Consider the following 20,548-nt stretch of genomic DNA (forward strand, 5'->3'; position numbering starts at 1 on the left):
CCCGGGCGATTAGCTCAGTGGGAGAGCGCTTCGTTCACACCGAAGAGGTCACTGGTTCGAACCCAGTATCGCCCACCCGATCCAGGGGCCGTTCCGGACACCGGAACGGCCCCTGGTGCATGCCCAGGGGGGAAACGCATGGCCAGCCTGATATCGATCATCACGCCGATCTACGACCCCCACCCCGCGTACCTGACGGCCGCCCACGCCTCCCTCGCCGCGCAGACCCTGCCGCCGGGCTGGGCCTGGGAGTGGATCGTCCAGGAGGACGGCGGGACGGGCGCCGCCGAGGCGCTGCTCCCGCAGGACCCCCGGATCCGTCCGGCGCGTGGCCGCCATGGCGGCGTCGCCATCACCCGCAACCTCGGCCTCGCCCGCGCCGGGGGCTCCCTGGTCAAGAACCTCGACCAGGACGACGTCCTCACCCCCGGCGCCCTGGCCAGGGACATCGAGGCCATGAGCGACCCGGCGACCGACTGGACCACCTCACGCGCCCTCGACCTCCTGCCCGACGGCACGACGGCCGCCAACGACAACGACCCCGACCCCGGCCCGATCCCTCGGGGCGCGGTCGCCGCCTACTGGCGCACCCACGGCCACCGCCTCCCCGTCCACCCCACCACCCTGTGCATCCGCCGCACCCTGGCCGTGGCTCTCGGCGGCTGGATGGCCGTACCCGGCTCCGACGACACGGGACTGCTGATCGCGGCGGGTGCGGTCGCGCCGGGCCACTTCACCGGTGAACCGGGCCTGCTGTACCGCAAGTGGCCCGGTCAGGTCTCCGCGGGCGACGCTCACGCGGAGCCGGTCGAACGGGCCCTGCGGATGCGCCTGATCGACGAGCGGGCCCAGCAGCTCGCGGCGATGTTCGAGCAGCGGCAGGATCAGCGGCAAGGCCAGCGGCAAGATCAGCGGCAGGACTAGGGACAAACGGCGCCAGTCCGTCGTACCCGTACCAGACCGTCTCAAGACCCCGTTCAAACCGTCCCGGCGAATTTCGGCCCATGCTCGTCGGCGCCCGGTGGGGTTCCGGATGTTCGGGGGACCGAACCGGCCTCGTTCACCTGCGGGTATGTCAAGGTGACTGCCGAGTAGGGGACTTGGTGCGGGGGGCCGTCCCCAAGCCGTCTCGGAAGAAAATCCTGTCCGAATCATTGACGCTCTCTCACCCCCCTCGTACCTTGTGCCAGCAAGCGCTTTCTTGAAACGATTCATGCAAGCGGCAACGACGCTGCGGGGAGGGCCCGACTGTGGGAACCAGCAGGAATGTTGAGAGGCGAACGATCCTGAAGGCGGCCGGAGCTACGGCAGCCACACTCGGGCTGGCGGCGACTACGGGATGCGGCGGGGACAGCGGTTCGTCCTCCGACGGGACGGTGACGATCCGTTACGCGTGGTGGGGAGCCGACGACCGCGCCAAGAGAATCAACCAGACCATCGCGCTCTTCGAGAAGAAGTACCCGAAGATCAAGGTGAAAACGGACTTCCAGCCGTACACGGACTTCTGGAAGAAGTTCAATACGCAGGCCTCGGGCGGAAATCCGCCGGACGTCTTCCAGAACGCCATCGGATTCCTGCGGAAATACGACGCGAAGAACGTTCTGCTCGACCTGAGTTCACAGGTCAAGGCCGGGAACCTCTCCATGGACGGATTCCGCGCCGGACTCGACAAGTTCGGCGAGGTCGACGGCAAGCTCCTCGGCGTCCCGGTCGGCTCCAACTCGATGGCCCTGGTCATCGACCAGCCCGTCTACACCCGCTCCGGCGTCACCCCGAAGCAGGGCTGGACCTGGAACGACTTCCACGCCGCGATGCTGAAGATCCACCAGAAGACCGGCCGCGCGGGCGACTCCGGCATGTACGGCGTCATGTACCTCTACGACCTGTACCTCCGTCAGAACGGCAAGGCGTTCTTCACCGCCGACGGCCTCGGATTCACCGAGTCGGACCTGAAGGACTGGTGGACCAAGGCCGAACAGGGCCTGGAACAGGGCGAGTTCGCCGACGCCAAGAAAGTCGCGCAGGTCAAGCCGAAGTCCGCGGTCGCCGCCGAACTCGCCGCCGGCGAGTTCACCTGGGACAACTTCACCGTCCGCTACACCTCCGAGGGCAAGAGCCAGTACCGCCTCGCCCCCATCCCCACCACCGACGGCAAGAAGACCGGCCAGTACCTCGGCTCCCTCATGCTGAGCGCCTCCAAGCGCACCAAGCACCCCAAGGAAGTCGCCCAGTTCATCAGCTTCATGGTCCACGACCCCGAGGTCGCCAAGATCATGGGCTACGACCGGGGCGTGCCCGCCACCCAGGCGCAGTACGACGCGTTCAAGCCGACCGACGAGGTCGCCAAGTCGATCGCCGCCTACGAGGAGTCCCTCGTCTCCTCCGGCGTCCTGGAGCCCATCACCCCGCACCCCAGCGGCGCCGACATCTGCGAGTCCGCGTTCCTGCGGATCGCCGAGGAACTCGCGCTCGGGACCCGGTCGGTGGACGACGCCGTCAAGCAGTTCTTCACCGAGTCGAAGACGGCCCTCTCGGCCTGATGGGAACCACCGTGACACACGCCCCCGCGCTGGAGGGCCTGACCGAGGACTCCGGGCCGCCCCGCGGCCCGGAGCGGTTGGCCAAACCCCCCGCGCTCAAGCGCCGCCTGCGCCGGGAGAACCTGGCCGGCTACCTCTTCATGTCGCCGTGGATCGCCGGGTTCCTGCTGCTCACGGCGGGCCCGATGGTCGCCTCGCTCTACTTCGCGTTCACCGACTACAACCTCTTCGACCCGCCGAAGTGGATCGGCCTCGACAACTTCTCCGAGATGTTCGGCGACCCCCGCTGGCGCCACTCGGTGCAGGTCACCCTCTGGTACGTCGTCGTCGGTACGCCCCTCAAGCTGCTCGCCGCGCTCGGCGTCGCCCTGCTGCTCGCCCAGAAGCGGCGCGGCCAGGCCTTCTACCGGGCCGCGTTCTACGCCCCTTCCCTGATCGGGGCCAGCGTCTCCATCGCGATCGTCTGGAAGGCGATCTTCTCGGACGACGCGGTCGTCGACCAGACCCAGCAGTTCTTCGGGATCAACGCGGGCGGCTGGACCGGTGACCCCGAGCTGATCATCTACAGCCTCGTCGCCCTCACCGTCTGGCAGTTCGGCGCCCCGATGGTCATCTTCCTCGCCGGCCTCAAGCAGGTCCCGCGCGAGCTGTACGAGGCCGCCGAGATGGACGGCGCCGGGACCTGGCGCAGGTTCTGGAACATCACCCTGCCGATGATCTCCCCGGTCCTCTTCTTCAACGTCCTGCTGGAGACCATCCACTCCTTCCAGATCTTCAGCTCGGCGTACATCGTCGGCGGCGGCGCGGGCGGCAACGCCTGCGGACCGGCCGACGGATCGATGGTCTACACCTGTTATCTGTACGTCCAGGGCTTCGAGAACAGCCGCATGGGCCTCGCCTCCGCCATGGCGTGGCTGCTGCTCGTCGCCGTCGCGCTGGTCACCGCCGTCCTCTTCTGGTCCCAGAAGAAGTGGGTGCACTACGAGGAGGACGCCCGATGAGTTCCACGACCCTCCACGAGACGAAGGGGGTCGGCCGCAAACGCGCCGGGTCCCTCGCCTGGCACCTCGGCTCCCTCGCGATCCTCGCCGTGATCCTCTACCCCGTGATCTGGGTCGTCGGCGGCTCGTTCAAGAAGAGCGAGGACATCGTCGGCAGCCTCGACCTCTTCCCCTCCGACCCGATCACCGCCAACTACGAGCGGCTCAGCGACGGCATCGCCGACATCTCCATCTCGACGTTCTTCGTCAACTCGCTGACCCTCGCCATCGGTTCCGTGATCGGCATCCTGATCTCCTGCTCGCTCACGGCGTACGCGTTCGCGCGGATCAAGTTCGCCGGCCGCAACCTGCTCTTCACGCTGATGATCGGCACCCTCCTGCTGCCGTACCACGTCCTGCTCATCCCGCAGTACGTGCTCTTCCGCAACATGGACATGATCAACACGTACACCCCGCTGCTGCTGGGCAAGTACCTCGCCACGGAAGCCTTCTTCGTCTTCCTCATGGTCCAGTTCATGCGCAACCTGCCCAAGGAACTCGACGAGGCCGCCCGCCTCGACGGCTGCGGACACCTGCGCATCTACTGGTCGATCGTGCTCCCGCTGTGCCGCCCCGCCCTCATCACCAGCGCGATCTTCACGTTCATCAACTCGTGGAACGACTTCATGGGCCCGCTGATCTACCTCAACGAGCCCGACAAGTACACCGTCTCCCTGGGCCTGAAGATGTTCGTCGACCAGGAAGGCGTGGCCGACTACGGCGGCATGATCGCCATGTCGCTGGTCGCGCTGCTGCCCGTCCTCGCCTTCTTCCTCGCCTTCCAGCGCTACCTCATCGACGGCATGGCGACCTCCGGACTCAAGGGCTGACGCCATGGCCACCGAGACGAGGGTGAAGCCGAAGCCGCGCAAGGAGTCCGTGTTCGCCGAGAGGTTCGCAGTGTTCGCCGAGTGCCTGCTCACCGGCGTCTGGATCGCCGTCGCCTGCCTCGGCGTCGTCACCTACCCTGCCGCGCTCGCCGCCGGCAGCCGCCACCTGGCCCGCCGTACCGCCCATGTGGACGGCGGACTGCGGGAGTTCATCGCCGACTTCCGTACGGCGCTGCGCGGCGGGTGGGCCGTCGGGCTCGCCGGGTGGGCGGCCGTCGTCGCGGTCTGGGTCGACGTGTGGGCCGTGCGCGCGGGGCTGCCGGGCGGGCCGCTGATCGGCGCGATCGGGGTGTTCGCCCTGATCGGGGCCGCCGTCGCGCTGCTGCGGGCCGCGGCCGTCTGGACGCCGGGCGACCGCTGGCGCGAGCTGCTCGCCGAGTCCGGGCGCCGTACGGTCCTCGACCCGGCCGGCTCCTTCCTCGTCGTCGCCGGGCTCGCCGTCGTCGTCATGTCCGCGTGGTTCATCGCGCCCCTGGGCGCTCCCGTCCTCGGCGCCGTCGTCGCGGCGGCGCTCGCGGTGGAGGAGCGGTACCGGCGCCGCTGAGCAGTCGTTCTGCCGGTACGACGCGGGCGCCCCCGGCGCCGTACCGGAACCAAGGCCGGTGTCCCCGTGCCTTCCTCTGTCATGCCCTTGACCAGCCCGAAGCTTCCCCGCACGGAAAGGAACGGCCATGTCCCCCCTTCCTCGCAGATCCCTCCTCAAAGCGGCAGCCGTCGCCGGAGTCGCCGCACAGTTCAGCTGGGCGCTCGGCTCGAACGCCTCCGCCGCACCCAGCGCCGGGAGCGGCGACCGCGACCCGGTGACCCTGGACTGGCTGGAGGACGGCGGCCAGGGCGCCGCCCCCGGCTCCACGCTCGGCGTGCCCTGGCCGATGGGCGCCTTCCGGGAGGACCAGGCCTTCGCGGTCACCGACGCCGCCGGCAAGGACGTCCCCGTCCAGTCCTGGCCCATCGCCTACTGGCCCGACGGCTCCCTCAAGTGGACCGCGCACGCGGTGAGTTCGGGCGACGGCAAGCTCACCCTCGCCCCCGGCACACCGGCCGCGCCCGGCAAGAAGGTCACCGTCGACAAGAGCGGCGGCACGATCGACGTGTCGACCGGCGTCGTGGACGTGAAGATCGGCAAGTCCGGTGCCACGCTCATCAAGTCCGTGAAGCGCGGCTCCACCGAGATCGCCAAGAACGGCCGCCTCGTCCTCATCCGCCAGCCCGAGATCGAGGACGAGGACCAGGGCACCGTCAAGACCGAGCGCTTCGAGGGCGCCATCTCCTCGGTGACCGTCGAACAGGACGGCCCCGTCCGCGCGGTCGTCCGCATCGACGGCAAGCACCGCAAGGGCAACCGGAGTTGGCTCCCCTTCTCGATCCGCCTCTACTTCTACGCGGGCGCCGACTCCTTCCGCATGGTCCACACCATCACCTACGACGGCACCCAGGAACCCGGCAAGGCCAGCGGCGACTTCATCCGCGGCCTCGGTGTCCGCTTCACCGTGCCCATGCGCGACCAGTCCTACGACCGCCACATCCGCATCGGCGGCGAGGGCACCGGGTTGCTCCGCGAGGCCGTCAAGGGCATCACCGGCCTGCGCCGCGACCCCGGAATCGCCGTCCAGGAAGCCCAGTTCGCCGGCAAGAAGCTGCCCGACCCCTCGACCTGGGACCAGCGGGTCACCACGCGTCTCCAGTACATCCCCGAGTGGGGCGACTACACCCTCTCCCAGCTCTCCGCCGACGGCTTCACCGTCCGCAAGCGCACCAAGAAGGGCCACGGCTGGATCGGCGCCGGCGGCGGCAGGCGGGCCTCCGGGTTCGGGTACGTCGGCGGCGCGAGCGGCGGATTCTCCTTCGGGCTGCGGGACTTCTGGGAGCGCCACCCCTCCCAGCTCGACATCCGCGACGCCCAGACCGACGAGGCCGAGGTCACCCTCTGGCTCTGGTCCCCCGAGGCCCAGCCCATGGACCTGCGCTTCTACCACGACGGCATGGGCCAGGACACGTTCCCCGAACAGCTCGAAGGCCTCAACATCACCTACGAGGACTACGAGCCCGAGTTCGGCACGCCCTACGGCATCGCCCGCACCTCCGAACTCCTCTTCTGGGCCAACGAGTCCACCCCGACGCCGGAAGCCCTCGCCCAACAGGTCGACGCCGTCCGGGTGTTGCCGCAACTCGCCGCGCCGCCCAAGCAGTTGATCAAGGCCGGCGTCTTCGGGCCCGGCCTCTACGCCGAACCCGACCGCTCCACCCCGGCCAAGGCGAAGATCGAGGACCACCTCGACTTCCTCTTCACGTACTACAAGGACCAGGTGGAACAGCGCCGTTGGTACGGCTTCTGGGACTACGGCGACATCATGCACACGTACGACACCGTCCGCCACCAGTGGCGGTACGACATCGGCGGGTACGCGTGGGACAACTCCGAACTCTCGCCCGACCTCTGGCTCTGGTATGCGTACCTGCGCTCAGGCCGCTCCGACATCTTCCGGTTCGCCGAGGCCATGACCCGGCACACCGGCGAGGTCGACGTCTACCACCTCGGCAAGTGGGCCGGGCTCGGCACCCGGCACGGCGTCCAGCACTACGCCGACAGCGCCAAGCAGCAGCGGATCGCCAACACGACGTACCGCCGCTACTACTACTTCCTCACCGCCGACGAACGCGTCGGTGACCTCATGCACGCCAACGTCGACTCCGACGAGACGTTCCTCGTCCTCGACCCCATCCGCAAGATCCGCACCGAGCCCTACACGCCCGACCGGCACGCCCTGTCCATCGGGTTCGGCACCGACTGGAGCGGGCTCGTCTCCGCGTGGCTCACCGAGTGGGAACGGCGCGGGCCCAAGTGGGAGAAGGCCAAGGCGCGCGTCCTGTCCACCATGGAGACCATCGCCGCGCAGCCCAACGGGTTCGTGCAGGGCAACGGGCTGTACGACCTCGACACGGGGAAGTTCGCGGTCGCGCCCGCGCCGGTCGTCGGGGTCTCGCACCTCTCCGCCGTCTTCGGACTCAACGAACTCTGCGCCGAGTTGATCCACCTCGTCGACATGCCCCGCTTCAACGAGGCCTACTTCGACTACTGCCGCTACTTCAACGCGACCAAGGCCGAACAGGCGGCACGGTACGGGTCCAACTTCGGGACGCTGCTGCTCTTCCAGGGACACTCCCGCCTCGACGCGTACGCCGCCGTCAAGACCGGCGACGAGAAGCTCGCCAAGCGGGCCTGGGACAAGTTCTACAACTCCGACGGGTACAAGGAGTCGGCGCCGTGGCGCACGGAGAAGGTGAGCGGGCCCACGGCACTGGTCGCCGGTAGCGAGGCGACGTGGGTGTCCACCAACGACACCGCGCTGTACGGGCTGGCGGCCATCGAGAACCTCGCGCTGCTGGGGAACAAGATGCCTTCGTAGGGGGTGGCTTGGGATCGTGGGGGACTGCGGGCCGTCGTGGCTGGTCGCGCAGTTCCCCGCGCCCCTAAAAGACGTGGCTGAGGTCTTGGGGGAGACTTGCGGTCGTGGATTGGTCGCATTACCGCTTCCGTAGTCTGTGGCGCCTGCCTGCGCCCGTCGATGTGGTGTACGGCGCACTGGAGCGGGCCGAGGAGTACCCCCGTTGGTGGCCGCAGGTCCGTTCCGTCACCCGGATCGACGACACCAGCGGCCTCGTCCGTATCCGCGCCACCCTTCCCTACACCCTCACCTTCACCGCCCGCGAAGTCCGGCGCGACCCCCGCGCCGGGGTGCTGGAGATCGCCATGATCGGGGACCTCGAAGGGTGGGCGCGGTGGAGCCTTGAGGCTCGTGGCGGGGGGACGCTGGCGACGTACGAGCAAGTCGTCGTCGTCGTGAACAAGCCGTTGCTGCGGCTGCTCGCCGTGCCCGGGCGGCCCGTGTTCCGGCTCAATCACCGGCTGATGATGCGGGGCGGGCGGCGCGGGCTGGTTCGCGCTCTGCGGGCGGTTTGAAGGAACCGTGCGCGGGACTGTATTGTTCAGTGCGTTCCCGGGCGATTAGCTCAGTGGGAGAGCGCTTCGTTCACACCGAAGAGGTCACTGGTTCGAACCCAGTATCGCCCACCGGGAAAAGGCCGGTCAGCCTCAGCTGACCGGCCTTTCGCTTGCCCTCACGCCGCCGCCGGGAGAGCCGGTGGGCGCAGGGGCCAGGACGGGTCGACCGTCTCCTCCTGGCCGCTGCGCGCGAACCACGCCTGGAGGCCGCGCGCCTGGGCCGCGTGCCAGCCCGTCTGGAGCGTGTGCAGCTCGCCGGGGGAGAGCCGTTCGAGGCGGGCCGAGAAGCGGCGCCCTACCGCCCGTACGACCTCCAGCGCGGCCAGCGCGTCGGCCGCCGCGTCGTGCGCCTCGGCCAGCGTCACCTCGTAGTGCGCGCACAGGTCCGTCAGCGTGCGGCGGCCCTTGCGGTAGCGGTCCAGGTGCTTGTCGAGGACCCGGGGGTCCAGGACACGCAGCGCCGACTGCCCCAGCCAGTCGTCCAGCGACGACGCCCGGTGCCGACGCAGCTCGCGGTCCAGGAGCGTCAGGTCGAACGGCGCGTTCATCACCACCAACGGCCGCCCCACCGCCGCCTGTTCGGTCAGCAGCTCCGCTATCTCGTACATCACCGGAGCCGGCCAGCGACCGTTGCGCTGGAGGTGCTCCTCCGTCAGCCCGTGCACCGCCGTCGCCGAACTCGGCACCGGCACCCCCGGGTTGACCAGCCAGCGGTTCACCCGGGGCCGGGTCCCCGTGGCGTCCTGCACGACGAGCGCGGCCGACACGATCCGGTCCGACTCGACGTCCACTCCTGTCGTCTCCGTGTCGAAGGCCGCGAGGGGGCCTTCGTACCAGCACGTCATATCCTCACAACCCCTCGTTCACGCCTGGCCGATGACATGCCGTCTTCTGCCTGTTTGGTGATACCCGGGCTGTTTGCGCCGTACGCCGGAAGGACACAACAGGAGTGCGGGACCAGGGAGTTCACCGGACCGCACCAAGAACCAGCACAACGGGGAAGGCTGTTGGCCATGGCGATAGCGCAGCCCGAACGGGGCGGGCTGCTGCCCGAGCGCACGGGCCCCCGGCGCGGCACGCTCGCCACCACCGCCTGCATGGAGACCCTCCAGGTCGGCTACCTGCACGCCGTCGCCGCCGCGGCCGGCTGCTCGCTCTCCCAGCCGTTCCCGGACAACGGCATCGACTGGCACGTCAGCCACGGCTCGCCCGGCCACACCGTCGACGACGAAGTCACCATCAAGGTCCAGCTCAAGGCGACCTACCAGCTCCCGCCCCACCCGCCGGGCCGCACCTTCCCCTTCACCCTCGAAAACGACCACCTGCGCAAACTCGCCCGCACCCCGGTGTCCGTGCACAAGATCCTGGTCGTCATGCTCGTCCCGCGCTCCCCGGACGACTGGCTGCGCGCCAGCCACGACCGCCTCGACCTGCGGCACTGCTGCTACTGGGTCAACCTCGCCGGCCAGCCCATCACCGGCCGCACCCGCACCACCGTACGGATACCGACCTCACGCATCTTCGACGACCGGGCGCTGTGCGAGATCATGACGCGGGTCGGGACGGGAGGACGACCATGAGCCACCGGCCGCTCGACGAACTACGGCCCCACCCCGAACCCGACGGCTGGTACCGCGTCCCCGACGCCACCGACGTCGACCCCGCCGTCCTCGCCGCCCTCCTGCACCGCCACGGCTGGCAGCGACGCGGCGGCGCACCCGGCCGCTACGGACGCTGGACCCCGCCAGGACCCGGCACCGCCACCAGCCTCCTCGTCCCCGAGAACCGCGCCTACCCCGACAGCGACGACCTCCTCACCGAGGCACTCACCGCCCTCACCCGCACCGGGACACCCGCCGCCCGCGAAGTCCTCCTTGGGCTCGCCGTCCCCAGCGACGAGATCCGCTGGTGGCGCGACATCCCTGAAGGGGCCGTGGCCTGGAACGCGGCTTCCTGGAACGCCGATGACGACCTGCGCACCGCCGCCCGCCGCACCCTCCTCGCCGGGGCCCTCGCGACCCGCGCCCCCGCCGGGTACCACGGCGCCCGCCACCGCCGCAGCGCCTCCGCGCTCCTCGACGACGTCCTCGTCGGCACCGCCGAAGGGGGACGCCGGCTCACCGCGTTCGTCCCCGTCGCCGCCGCCCGGCCCCTCGCCGTCCGCCTCCACCAGGCGCTGTACGCCGCCCGAGAAGCCATCGACTACCAGCGTGCCACCGGCGGCATGGACGCCTTCGACGGCGCCGTCGAGGCGGGCGTCAGCCGGGAGCTGACCGAGGCGCTCATCGCGCTCGTGCGGGGTACGGAGGGCGCGCGCATCGCCGTCGCGTGGGCGCCCGGCGCCGGGGTGCCCGAGGGGTGCGCCGGGTCCGGGGAGGCCGTCGAGTTCTCGCCGGGGGACGTACCCGTACTGCGGGAGGCCGGGGCGCGGTACCTGCGGGAGGAGCCGTCCGTGCCGGTCACGGTGACCGGAGCCGTCGTACGGCTGCGGCGCTCCGGGCCCCGGGGAGAGGGCAGCGTGCGGCTGCGGGTCCTCGCGGGGGCCGAGGTCGCCCAGGTGCGGGTGCGGCTCGACGAGGAGGACTACCGGATCGCCGGACAAGCCCACCTGCTGGGGCTGCCGGTGCGCGTGCGCGGACGGCTGGAGAGCCGGGGCGGGTTCCGGCGGCTCGCGCAGGGGTACGGCGTCGTACCCGTCGAAGTCGACGACGAAGAGCGCGACCGGCTGCTCAAGTCGCTCCAGGAGAACCTCGACTACTTCGAGGAGGCGTGCGGGGGCGAGATCGACGACTGACCTCGGGGCCTTGTTTCGCGGAGGGTGGTCCCGGGTCGGTACGATCCCCTCTTGCGCGCGCTCCTCGTATGGCGCCGCATTTCACCTTCAGGCAGGAGAGACCGGTGTCAGACGTCCGTGTGACCATCCAACGCGATTCCGAGCGGGAAGAGCGCGTGGTGACGACGGGGACCACGGCTGCCGACCTCTTCGCCGGCGAGCGCTCGATCGTCGCCGCGCGCGTGGGCGGTGAGCTGAAGGACCTGGCGTACGTGCTGTCCGACGGCGAGACCGTCGAAGGCGTCGAGATCACTTCCGAGGACGGCCTCAACATCCTGCGCCACTCCACCGCGCACGTCATGGCGCAGGCCGTGCAGGAGATCTTCCCCGAGGCCAAGCTCGGCATCGGACCGCCGGTCAAGGACGGCTTCTACTACGACTTCGACGTCGAGAAGCCGTTCACGCCCGAGGATCTCAAGGCCATCGAGAAGAAGATGCAGGAGATCCAGCGCAGGGGCCAGAAGTTCGCGCGCCGTGTGGTGACCGACGAGGCCGCCCGCGAGGAGCTCGCGAACGAGCCGTACAAGCTGGAGCTGATCGGGCTCAAGGGGTCCGCGTCCTCCGACGACGGCGCGGACGTCGAGGTCGGTGCCGGTGAGCTGACGATCTACGACAACCTCGACGCGAAGACCGGCGAGCTGTGCTGGAAGGACCTCTGCCGGGGTCCTCACCTGCCGTCGACCCGGCTGATCCCGGCGTTCAAGCTGATGCGGAACGCCGCCGCGTACTGGCGTGGCAGCGAGAAGAACCCCATGCTCCAGCGCATCTACGGCACCGCCTGGCCGTCCAAGGACGAGCTGAAGGCGTACCTCGACTTCCTCGCCGAGGCCGAGAAGCGCGACCACCGCAAGCTCGGCAACGAGCTGGACCTCTTCTCCATCCCCGAGCAGATCGGCTCCGGGCTCGCGGTCTTCCACCCCAAGGGCGGGATCATCCGCCGGGTGATGGAGGACTACTCGCGGCGGCGGCACGAGGAGGAGGGGTACGAGTTCGTCTATACGCCGCATGCGACCAAGGGCAAGCTTTTCGAGCAGTCCGGTCACCTCGACTGGTACGCCGATGGCATGTACCCGCCCATGCAGCTCGACGAGGGCGTGGACTACTACCTCAAGCCGATGAACTGCCCGATGCACAACCTGATCTTCGATGCGCGGGGGCGGTCGTACCGTGAACTGCCGCTGAGGCTCTTCGAGTTCGGGACCGTGTACCGGTACGAGAAGTCGGGCGTCGTGCATGGTCTGACCCGTGCGCGCGGGTTCACTCAGGACGACGCGCACATCTACTGCACGCGTGAGCAGATGTCCGACGAGTTGGACCGGACGCTGACGTTCGTGCTGGGGCTGCTGCGGGACTACGGGCTGGACGACTTCTACCTGGAGCTGTCGACCAAAGACCCCGAGAAGTTTGTCGGCAGCGATGAGGTCTGGGAAGAGGCCACGGAGACGCTGCGGCAGGTGGCTGAGAAGCAGGGGCTGCCGTTGGTGCCGGACCCGGGCGGGGCGGCGTTCTACGGGCCGAAGATCTCGGTGCAGACCAAAGATGCGATTGGCCGCACCTGGCAGATGTCGACCATCCAGCTCGACTTCAACCTGCCGGAGCGGTTCGACCTGGAGTACACGTCGGCGGACGGTACGAAGCAGCGTCCGGTCATGATCCACCGTGCGTTGTTCGGGTCCATCGAGCGCTTCTTCGCGGTGCTGCTCGAGCACTACGCGGGCGCGTTCCCGGCGTGGCTGGCGCCGGTGCAGGCGGTGGGTATCCCGATCGGGGACGCGCACATCGACTACCTGACGGAGTTCGCGGCCGAGGCGAAGAAGAAGGGGCTGCGGGTCGAGGTGGACTCGTCGTCGGACCGGATGCAGAAGAAGATCAGGAACGCACAGAGGTCCAAAGTCCCGTTCATGATCATCGTCGGCGACGAGGACATGAACGCCGGGACGGTCTCCTTCCGCTACCGGGACGGTTCGCAGGAGAACGGCATCCCCCGGGACGAGGCCCTCGCGAAGCTGGTCGACGTCGTGGAGCGTCGCGTCCAGGTCTGACAGCGGTTTCAGGGCCCCCGGAGTTCGCTCCGGGGGCCTTTCTCCTGCCCCCAGGCGTACGCCATATGCTGCTCACCATGACGAGTGAGCCGGAGCAGCAGATCGGAGTGGGCGTGCCGGACGCGTTCCAGCGCCTGTGGACGCCTCATCGGATGGCCTACATCCAGGGTGAGAGCAAGCCGACCGGCCCGGGGGCCGACGACGGTTGCCCGTTCTGCTCGATTCCGGCGAAGTCCGACGAGGACGGGCTGATCGTCAGGCGGGGGGAGCTGGCGTATGTCGTGCTCAACCTGTACCCGTACACGGGTGGTCACGCGATGGCTGTGCCGTATCGTCACGTCGCCGATTACACGGATCTCACGGTCGAGGAGACGGCGGAGGTCGCGCTGCTGACGAAGCAGGCGATGACGGCGTTGCGGAAGGCGTCGGGGGCGCACGGGTTCAACCTGGGGATGAACCAGGGTGCGGTGGCGGGCGCGGGGATCGCGGCGCACCTGCATCAGCACATCGTGCCGAGGTGGGGCGGGGACACGAACTTCATGCCGGTGGTGGGGCACACGCGGGTGTTGCCGCAGTTGCTGGCGGACACGCGGAAGATGCTGGCGGAGGCGTGGCCGGCCGAGTCGTGAGGGCCCGGCCGGCCCGCGCTCACGCGTTGTAGGTGTCGGCCTTGCCCGGGCTCGGGTCCTGGACGCCGCCGCTGAGGACCCCGGCGCGGGCGGTGAACTTGCTGACGTCCACGTCGTGTTCCTGGAGGACCTTGATCGTCGCGGCGTGGACGACGCGCAGGACGGGGGTGGCGGCGCGCAGGGCGTCGTCGGCCATGAAGCGGTTCTTCCAGGGCTGGTCGGCCCAGGCGTGGCGCAGGCCGAAGGGTTCGGGGAGGGTGATGGAGCCGCCGAGCCACTGGAGGAGCGGGGGGTACCAGCTGATCGTCGCGCGGGCGCCGAGGCGGACGACCTCGTCGGTGGTGACGAGGGGGAGTTTTATCTTGCGGGTCTCCCAGAAGCGGACGGTCTTGGCGACCTCCTTGGTGGGGGCCTCGGGCTTGGACATGAACAGGCCGTTGACGGGGCCCAGCGCGTGGCCGGTGACCTCTATGCGCAGCGTCTCGTGCAGGACGGTGACGGTGATCATCATCGTGATGATGAGCTGGCCGTCCCAGGTGGTCCACTGGACGCCGAGGTAGTGGCGGTTGCCGCTGCCGAACTGCTGGGTGTTGCAGATGTCCTCGATGGCCTTGGGCTTGAACTGGTACGCCTCGACGTCGGTGCCCTCGGGCCGGCTGACGGCCTTGGCGCCCTCGCCGACGTGGGAGACGATCCAGTGCCGTACGGAGGGGGCGGGGAAGCCGCCGGTCTTGAGGCTCTGGCGTTGCAGCAGGTTGAGCTGGTCGCTGATGGCGCGGGCGACGGTCCAGCTGCGGAACTCGTGGACGCCCTTGACCGGGTCGAGGGGGACGAGTTCTTCGGCGAGGTGCCAGGAGCCCCAGCGGGTGCCCATGCCGAGGATGCCCTTGGGGCCCGCGTAGAAGACGCCGTTGGACTGCTGTTCGGCGGAGAGGCGGGCCAGGGACTGGCGGAGCTGTTCGGCGGCGGCCTGGTCGGGGCTGGTGGGGACGGCCTCGGGGATCTTCGCGCCGACGCCGGCGCCGGACAGGAGGCTGTCCCAGCGTTCGCGCAGGTCCCTCGCGGTGGACTCGCAGATGCGGCGGGCGAGGAACCAGCCGGCGACGGGGGCGACGATCGCCCCGCGCACGTACCAGCCGAGGATGCCGCCGAAGGGGAGCTTGATCAGGAGGAGCGCGGCGAGGATGCCGACGACGACGAGGAGGGCGGTGGCGAGGCCGGAGGCGCGCTTGTTGCTGCTCTTGCCCATCATCGCGCGGAGCTGGAAGACGCCCAGCCAGACCAGCAGGCCGGGCAGGAAGACGACGCCGCACAGGAACATGACGGCGGCGAGCTTGCGGTCCCGCTCGCGGCGGATGTTGTTCGCGGCGAGGCAGTGCTCGACGACGACGGCGGGTTCCGCGCCGAAGGACTGGATGAGGGGTTTGCGGCCGACGCCGAGCATGCGGTCGATGACGGCCTGGGAGAAGGCCTCGCCGAGGTTGGGCCGGAAGATCTTGGCCCACTTGCGGCCTGTGCTCACCGACGACTGGTGCCACTCGTTGTCGGCCTTCTTTATCTCCTCCGCCGGGCTGTCCCGGTAGGCGGCCGAGGCCAGCGCGAAGGTCGCCGTCTGCCCTCCGTCGCCCATCAGCGGCACCTGTGGGCCGAAGATGTCGCCGTACACACTGTTAACGGTCATGTAACCGCCCCCATCGCCGCCCGGACCCGCTCCTGCGGCTTTCCCGACTTCCGTGCTCCGCACACCTGTTGATCAGGTCATCAGGGTATCCGCCCCCACTGACATCCGGACCCGGAGCGGGGGAGCGGACCGGCGGAACGGAGGGGGAGGTTCCGTGAACTCGCCGCCCCCGGGCGCATGTTCGGCTCGCGGGGGCGCGTGGAGGCGCACGGGGACGGGGAGTTGGGGGCGAGCACTGTGCCTGGTGGATGGCTGCGCCCGCCCCGTCGCCCCCGCCTCTTTACGCCTTCTCCTCCTGCCCCCGCACCCTCTCCGCCACGTGCGCCGGCATCGCCTCGTGCCGTGCGTACACGCGGTCGAAGCGGGCCGTGCCGTGGGACAGGGAGCGCAGGTCGACCGCGTACCGGCCGATCTCGATCTCGGGCACCTCGGCGCGCACCAGCGTCCGTCCTGAGCTGGTCTGTTCCGTGCCGAGGACGCGGCCCCGGCGGCCGGAGAGGTCGCTCATGACGGCGCCCACGTAGTCGTCGCCGACCAGGACGCTGATCTCGGCGACGGGCTCCAGCAGGTGGATCGTCGCGTCGGCGGCGGCTTCGCGCAGGGCGAGGGCGCCGGCCGTCTGGAACGCGGCGTCGGAGGAGTCCACGGAGTGGGCCTTGCCGTCGAGGAGGGTGACGCGGACGTCGACGAGCGGGTACCCGGCGACGACCCCGCGCGCGGCCTGCGCGCGCACGCCCTTCTCGACGGACGGGATGAACTGCCGGGGCACCGCGCCGCCGACCACCTTGTCGACGAACTCGATGCCGGAGCCGCCGGGCAGCGGCTCGACCTCGATCTCGCAGATGGCGTACTGCCCGTGCCCCCCGGACTGCTTGACGTGCCGCCCGCGCCCGCCGGAGCGCCCGGCGAACGTCTCGCGCAGCGACACCTTGTGCGGGACGACGTCGACCTGCACCCCGTACCGGCTGCGCAGCCGCTCCAGCGCGACGTCCGCGTGGGCCTCGCCGAGCGCCCACAGGACGACCTGGTGGGTGTGCGGGTTGTGTTCGAGGCGCATCGTGGGGTCCTCGGCGACGAGCCGGGCGAGGCCCTGGGAGAGCTTGTCCTCGTCGGCCTTGCTGTGTGCCTCGATGGCGAGCGGCAGCAGCGGGTCGGGCATCCGCCAGGCGGCCATCAGCAGCGGGTCGTCCTTCGCGGACAGCGTGTCCCCGGTCTCGGCCCGCCCGAGCTTCGCGACGCACGCGAGGTCCCCGGCGATGCAGTGCGACAGCGTCCGCTGCTGCTTCCCGAACGGCGCCGACAGGGCGCCCACCCGCTCGTCGACGTCGTGGTCCTCGTGCCCCCGGTCGGCGAGCCCGTGCCCGGACACGTGGACCGTTTCGTCGGGGCGCAGGGTGCCGGAGAAGACGCGGACGAGGGAGATCCGGCCGACGTACGGGTCGGAGGTGGTCTTCACGACCTCGGCGACCAGAGGGCCGTCCGGGTCGCAGGGCTTCAGCGCGCGCGTACGGCCGTCGATGGTCGTCACGTGCGGTGCCTCGCGCTCCAGCGGGGTGGGGAAGCCGCGGGTGACCAGTTCGAGGAGTTCGACGGTCCCGATGCCCTGCCGGGCGCCGTCGGCGGCGGGCGCGCCCGCGAGGACGGGGAAGAACGTGCCGCGCGCGACGGCCCGCTCCAGGTCGTCGATGAGGGTCTGGACGTCGATCTGCTCGCCGTCCAGGTAGCGGTCCATGAGGGTCTCGTCCTCGCTCTCCGCGATGATCCCCTCGATGAGCCGGTTGCGGGCCTCCTCGATCGCCGGGAGCTGCGCCTCGTCCGGCTCGGACTCCTTGCGCTCGCCGGACGCGTAGTCGAACAGGGTGCGCGTGAGGAGCCCGGTGAGGCCGGTGACGGGCGCGTGGCCGTCGGGGCCCGCGGGTCCGTGCAGCGGCAGGTAGAGCGGGAGCACGGCGTCGGGGTCGTCCCCGCCGAACGCCTGCGCGCACGTGCGGACCATCTCCTCGAAGTCCGCGCGGGCCGACTCCAGGTGCGTGACGACGATCGCGCGCGGCATGCCCACGGCCGCGCACTCGTCCCACACCATGCGCGTCGAGCCGTCCACGCCGTCCGCCGCCGAGACGACGAAGAGGGCCGCGTCCGCCGCGCGCAGACCGGCCCTCAGCTCGCCGACGAAGTCGGCGTACCCGGGTGTGTCGAGGAGGTTGACCTTGATGCCGTTCCATTCGACGGGCACCAGCGAGAGCTGTACGGACCGCTGCTGGCGGTGCTCGATCTCGTCGTAGTCGGAGACGGTGCCGCCGTCCTCGACCCGGCCCGCCCTGTTCACCGCCCCCGCCGTCAGCGCGAGGGCCTCCACCAGTGTCGTCTTGCCCGCTCCGCAGTGGCCGACCAGCACCACATTCCGTACGGACGCGGGGTGGCCGGCCGCCGTAGCCCTGCCGGCGGCCCCGAGGTGTGCGTTCGCCTTGTCGCCCATGTCCTTGCCTCCCGAGCATCGGGTGAGGTCCCTGGGACGCGGGCACACACGGGGATCCGCGACCAGCGGCGGCTCCGATGACGCCCGCGGTCCTTCGAGCTTTCCACTCCCGTCACGGGGCGTCCATACGGCGGACGCGAACCCTTCGCGCCAAAGGGTGGGTGCGGGTGCCCGACCGTCGTACAGGCGCGCGCGTGGCTACGATGGGCCAGCCGGTGGCCAGCAAGGGCCGCGCGGCGCCTTACGACTGTCGGGAAAGCCATGCTGAACAAGTACGCGCGTGCGTTCTTCACGCGTGTCCTCACACCGTTCGCCACGTTTCTGATCAGGCGGGGCGTCAGCCCCGACACGGTCACGCTGATCGGCACGGCGGGTGTGATCGCGGGCGCGCTGGTCTTCTTCCCCCGGGGCGAGTTCTTCTGGGGCACGATCGTCATCACGCTGTTCGTGTTCTCCGACCTGGTCGACGGGAACATGGCCCGCCAGCTCGGCCGTTCCAGCCGCTGGGGCGCCTTCCTGGACTCCACGCTGGACCGGGTCGCCGACGGCGCCATCTTCGGCGGGTTCGCGCTCTGGTACGCGGGCAACGGCGACGACAACGTGCTGTGCGCCGTCTCGATCTTCTGCCTGGCGAGCGGGCAGGTCGTGTCGTACACGAAGGCGCGCGGCGAGTCGATCGGGCTTCCGGTGGCCGTCAACGGGCTCGTGGAGCGCGCCGAGCGGCTCGTGGTGTCCCTGGTCGCCGCGGGGCTCGCCGGGCTCCACACGTTCGGCGTGCCCGGCATCCAGTACCTGCTGCCGGTCGCGCTGTGGCTGGTCGCCGTCGGCAGCCTCGTCACGCTGATCCAGCGCGTCGTCACGGTCCGCCGCGAGTCCGCCGAGGCCGACGCCGCTGCCGCCGCCGCGCAGCAGGAGACGGCCGGGTGAACGCCCGGGACCGGTTGACGGACGCGCTGTACGGCGCCGGCTGGGGGGCCGTCAAGAAGCTCCCCGAACCCGCCGCCGTACGCCTCGGACAGGCCATCGCCGACCTCGCCTGGCGCCGGCGCGGCAAGGGGGTGCTGCGGCTGGAGAGCAACTACGCGCGCGTACGGCCGGGCGCGAGCCCCGAGCAGCTCAGGGAGCTGTCCCGCGCGGGCATGCGGTCGTACCTGCGGTACTGGATGGAGTCCTTCCGCCTGCCCGCGTGGAGCAAGGAACGCGTCCGGGGCGGCTTCGACCCCAAGGACGTCCACCACCTCACCGACGCCCTCGCCTCCGGCAAGGGCGTCGTCCTCGCGCTGCCGCACATGGCGAACTGGGACCTCGCGGGCGCGTGGGTGACGACGAAACTCGACACCCCGTTCACGACGGTCGCCGAACGCCTCAAGCCCGAGTCCCTGTACGACCGGTTCGTCGCCTACCGGCAGGGGCTCGGCATGGAGGTCCTGCCGCACAGCGGCGGCACCGCCTTCGCCACCCTCGCGCGGCGCCTGCGCGACGGGGGGCTCGTGTGCCTCGTCGCCGAGCGCGACCTGTCCGCGAACGGCGTCGAGGTCGACTTCTTCGGCGAGCGGACCCGCATCCCCGCCGGGCCCTCCCTGCTCGCCCAGCAGACCGGGGCGCTGCTGCTGCCGGTGACCCTCTGGTACGACGACTCGCCCGTCATGCGAGGACGCGTGCATCCCCCGATCGAGGTACCCGAGTCAGGTACCCGGGACGAGAAGACGTCTGTCATGGCACAGGCGCTGGCAGATGCCTTCGCCTCGGGAATCGCCGACCATCCGGAGGACTGGCACATGCTCCAGCGGCTGTGGCTCGCGGACCTCGACCCCGCGAGGGGGCCCGCGTGAGGATCGGGATCGTCTGCCCGTACTCCTGGGACGTGCCGGGCGGCGTCCAGTTCCACATCCGCGACCTCGCGGAGTACTTCATCCGCCTGGGGCACGAGGTCTCCGTCCTCGCCCCCGCCGACGACGACACGCCGCTCCCGCCGTACGTCGTCTCCGCCGGCCGCGCCGTCCCCGTCCCGTACAACGGCTCCGTCGCCCGCCTCAACTTCGGCTTCCTCAGCGCCGCGCGCGTACGCCGGTGGCTCCACGACGGCGCCTTCGACGTCGTCCACATCCACGAACCGACGTCCCCCTCCCTGGGGTTGCTCACGTGCTGGGCCGCGCAAGGGCCGATGGTCGCCACGTTCCACACCTCCAACCCGCGCTCCCGCGCCATGATCGCCGCGTACTCCATCCTCCAGGCCGCACTGGAGAAGATCAGCGCGCGCATCGCGGTGAGCGAGTACGCGCGGCGCACTCTGGTGGAACACCTCGGCGGAGACGCGGTGGTGATCCCCAACGGGGTCGACGTGGACTTCTTCGCCAGAGCCGAGCCTCGGGCGGAGTGGCAGGGGCGGGGGCGCGGGGTGGATGGTTCGGGTG

The 20,548-nt window shown here is 70.1% G+C and carries 16 protein-coding genes, 2 tRNA genes and 1 pseudogene; 16 read left to right on the forward strand and 3 right to left on the reverse strand.

The window, feature by feature from the left end; translation table 11 throughout:
• Window positions 1-3 precede the first annotated feature (3 nt).
• From AOK24_RS26050 to AOK24_RS26090, 9 genes are all read left to right on the forward strand, one after another.
• Window positions 4-75 (forward strand) — tRNA-Val (locus tag AOK24_RS26050).
• 63 nt (window positions 76-138) lie between these two features.
• Window positions 139-924 (forward strand): glycosyltransferase family 2 protein, encoded by a 786-nt coding sequence (locus tag AOK24_RS26055; protein ID WP_055722500.1) that lies wholly within the window; start codon window positions 139-141, stop codon window positions 922-924.
• A 326-nt stretch (window positions 925-1,250) separates the two neighbouring features.
• Entirely contained in the window at window positions 1,251-2,540 is a 1,290-nt protein-coding gene (locus AOK24_RS26060; RefSeq protein ID WP_055722501.1) for an ABC transporter substrate-binding protein, read from the forward strand.
• The gene (locus AOK24_RS26065) at window positions 2,540-3,541 is read left to right on the forward strand and encodes a carbohydrate ABC transporter permease (protein ID WP_055722502.1); all 1,002 of its coding nucleotides are present in this window, start codon (window positions 2,540-2,542) and stop codon (window positions 3,539-3,541) included. The genes AOK24_RS26060 and AOK24_RS26065 overlap by 1 nt, the downstream gene beginning before the upstream one ends.
• On the forward strand, window positions 3,538-4,410 hold the full coding sequence (locus AOK24_RS26070) for a carbohydrate ABC transporter permease (RefSeq protein WP_055722503.1): 873 nt from the start codon (window positions 3,538-3,540) through the stop codon (window positions 4,408-4,410). Before AOK24_RS26065 ends, AOK24_RS26070 begins: the two co-directional genes overlap by 4 nt.
• A gap of 4 nt (window positions 4,411-4,414) precedes the next feature.
• A complete protein-coding gene (locus tag AOK24_RS26075; protein WP_055722504.1) occupies window positions 4,415-5,014 on the forward strand; it encodes a hypothetical protein in 600 nt (199 codons plus the stop codon).
• A gap of 127 nt (window positions 5,015-5,141) precedes the next feature.
• A complete protein-coding gene (locus AOK24_RS26080; RefSeq protein WP_055722505.1) occupies window positions 5,142-7,877 on the forward strand; it encodes an exo-rhamnogalacturonan lyase family protein in 2,736 nt (911 codons plus the stop codon).
• Between the two features lie 104 nt (window positions 7,878-7,981).
• Window positions 7,982-8,431: an SRPBCC family protein gene (locus AOK24_RS26085; RefSeq protein ID WP_055722506.1), complete on the forward strand. Its 450-nt coding sequence runs from the start codon at window positions 7,982-7,984 to the stop codon at window positions 8,429-8,431.
• 39 nt (window positions 8,432-8,470) lie between these two features.
• A tRNA-Val gene (locus AOK24_RS26090) sits at window positions 8,471-8,542 on the forward strand.
• A 47-nt stretch (window positions 8,543-8,589) separates the two neighbouring features.
• Here the strand turns inward: AOK24_RS26090 and AOK24_RS26095 are convergent.
• On the reverse strand, window positions 8,590-9,318 hold the full coding sequence (locus tag AOK24_RS26095) for a 3'-5' exonuclease (RefSeq protein ID WP_055722507.1): 729 nt from the start codon (window positions 9,316-9,318) through the stop codon (window positions 8,590-8,592).
• Window positions 9,319-9,486: 168 nt separating this feature from the next.
• On the opposite strand from AOK24_RS26095, the gene AOK24_RS26100 reads away from it, so the two are divergent.
• The 4 genes from AOK24_RS26100 (at window position 9,487) to AOK24_RS26115 (ending at window position 13,977) form a co-directional block, all read left to right on the forward strand.
• A complete protein-coding gene (locus AOK24_RS26100; protein ID WP_055722508.1) occupies window positions 9,487-10,053 on the forward strand; it encodes a DUF4365 domain-containing protein in 567 nt (188 codons plus the stop codon).
• Entirely contained in the window at window positions 10,050-11,267 is a 1,218-nt protein-coding gene (locus AOK24_RS26105; protein ID WP_055722509.1) for a hypothetical protein, read from the forward strand. The genes AOK24_RS26100 and AOK24_RS26105 overlap by 4 nt, the downstream gene beginning before the upstream one ends.
• Before the next feature lie 104 nt (window positions 11,268-11,371).
• A complete protein-coding gene (thrS, locus tag AOK24_RS26110; protein WP_055722510.1) occupies window positions 11,372-13,348 on the forward strand; it encodes a threonine--tRNA ligase in 1,977 nt (658 codons plus the stop codon).
• 65 nt (window positions 13,349-13,413) lie between these two features.
• The gene (locus AOK24_RS26115; protein ID WP_055722511.1) at window positions 13,414-13,977 is read left to right on the forward strand and encodes an HIT family protein; all 564 of its coding nucleotides are present in this window, start codon (window positions 13,414-13,416) and stop codon (window positions 13,975-13,977) included.
• A gap of 19 nt (window positions 13,978-13,996) precedes the next feature.
• Here the strand turns inward: AOK24_RS26115 and AOK24_RS26120 are convergent, their stop codons facing one another.
• Window positions 13,997-15,658 carry a hypothetical protein gene (locus AOK24_RS26120; RefSeq protein ID WP_055722512.1) on the reverse strand — a complete coding sequence of 554 codons (1,662 nt, stop codon included), beginning with the start codon at window positions 15,656-15,658 and terminating at the stop codon, window positions 13,997-13,999.
• A 280-nt stretch (window positions 15,659-15,938) separates the two neighbouring features.
• The gene (locus tag AOK24_RS26125) at window positions 15,939-18,134 is read right to left on the reverse strand and encodes an elongation factor G-like protein EF-G2 (protein ID WP_055722513.1); all 2,196 of its coding nucleotides are present in this window, start codon (window positions 18,132-18,134) and stop codon (window positions 15,939-15,941) included.
• 203 nt (window positions 18,135-18,337) lie between these two features.
• Here AOK24_RS26125 and pgsA point away from each other — a divergent pair.
• The 3 genes and pseudogenes from pgsA to AOK24_RS26140 all read left to right on the forward strand — a co-directional run.
• Window positions 18,338-19,061 (forward strand): annotated as a pseudogene (pgsA, locus tag AOK24_RS26130) (phosphatidylinositol phosphate synthase).
• Window positions 19,058-19,966: a phosphatidylinositol mannoside acyltransferase gene (locus tag AOK24_RS26135; RefSeq protein ID WP_055722515.1), complete on the forward strand. Its 909-nt coding sequence runs from the start codon at window positions 19,058-19,060 to the stop codon at window positions 19,964-19,966. Before pgsA ends, AOK24_RS26135 begins: the two are co-directional and overlap by 4 nt.
• Window positions 19,963-20,548: glycosyltransferase family 4 protein (locus AOK24_RS26140; protein WP_159051985.1), on the forward strand; the 586-nt coding region annotated here is incomplete at its 3' end. The genes AOK24_RS26135 and AOK24_RS26140, both read left to right, overlap by 4 nt.

The organism is Streptomyces niveiscabiei, from assembly GCF_001419795.1.
GTDB classification, from domain to species: domain Bacteria; phylum Actinomycetota; class Actinomycetes; order Streptomycetales; family Streptomycetaceae; genus Streptomyces; species Streptomyces niveiscabiei.

What these genes read in the sequence shown, in the direction of transcription:
- AOK24_RS26070 (WP_055722503.1), top strand. Translation starts at nt 3,538, where the DNA reads ATGAGTTCCACGACCCTCCACGAGACGAAGGGGGTCGGCCGCAAACGC.
- AOK24_RS26095 (WP_055722507.1), bottom strand. Translation starts at nt 9,318, where the DNA reads ATGACGTGCTGGTACGAAGGCCCCCTCGCGGCCTTCGACACGGAGACG.
- AOK24_RS26105 (WP_055722509.1), top strand. Translation starts at nt 10,050, where the DNA reads ATGAGCCACCGGCCGCTCGACGAACTACGGCCCCACCCCGAACCCGAC.
- AOK24_RS26080 (WP_055722505.1), top strand. Translation starts at nt 5,142, where the DNA reads ATGTCCCCCCTTCCTCGCAGATCCCTCCTCAAAGCGGCAGCCGTCGCC.
- AOK24_RS26055 (WP_055722500.1), top strand. Translation starts at nt 139, where the DNA reads ATGGCCAGCCTGATATCGATCATCACGCCGATCTACGACCCCCACCCC.
- AOK24_RS26075 (WP_055722504.1), top strand. Translation starts at nt 4,415, where the DNA reads ATGGCCACCGAGACGAGGGTGAAGCCGAAGCCGCGCAAGGAGTCCGTG.
- AOK24_RS26115 (WP_055722511.1), top strand. Translation starts at nt 13,414, where the DNA reads ATGCTGCTCACCATGACGAGTGAGCCGGAGCAGCAGATCGGAGTGGGC.
- AOK24_RS26120 (WP_055722512.1), bottom strand. Translation starts at nt 15,658, where the DNA reads ATGACCGTTAACAGTGTGTACGGCGACATCTTCGGCCCACAGGTGCCG.
- AOK24_RS26125 (WP_055722513.1), bottom strand. Translation starts at nt 18,134, where the DNA reads ATGGGCGACAAGGCGAACGCACACCTCGGGGCCGCCGGCAGGGCTACG.
- AOK24_RS26100 (WP_055722508.1), top strand. Translation starts at nt 9,487, where the DNA reads ATGGCGATAGCGCAGCCCGAACGGGGCGGGCTGCTGCCCGAGCGCACG.
- AOK24_RS26065 (WP_055722502.1), top strand. Translation starts at nt 2,540, where the DNA reads ATGGGAACCACCGTGACACACGCCCCCGCGCTGGAGGGCCTGACCGAG.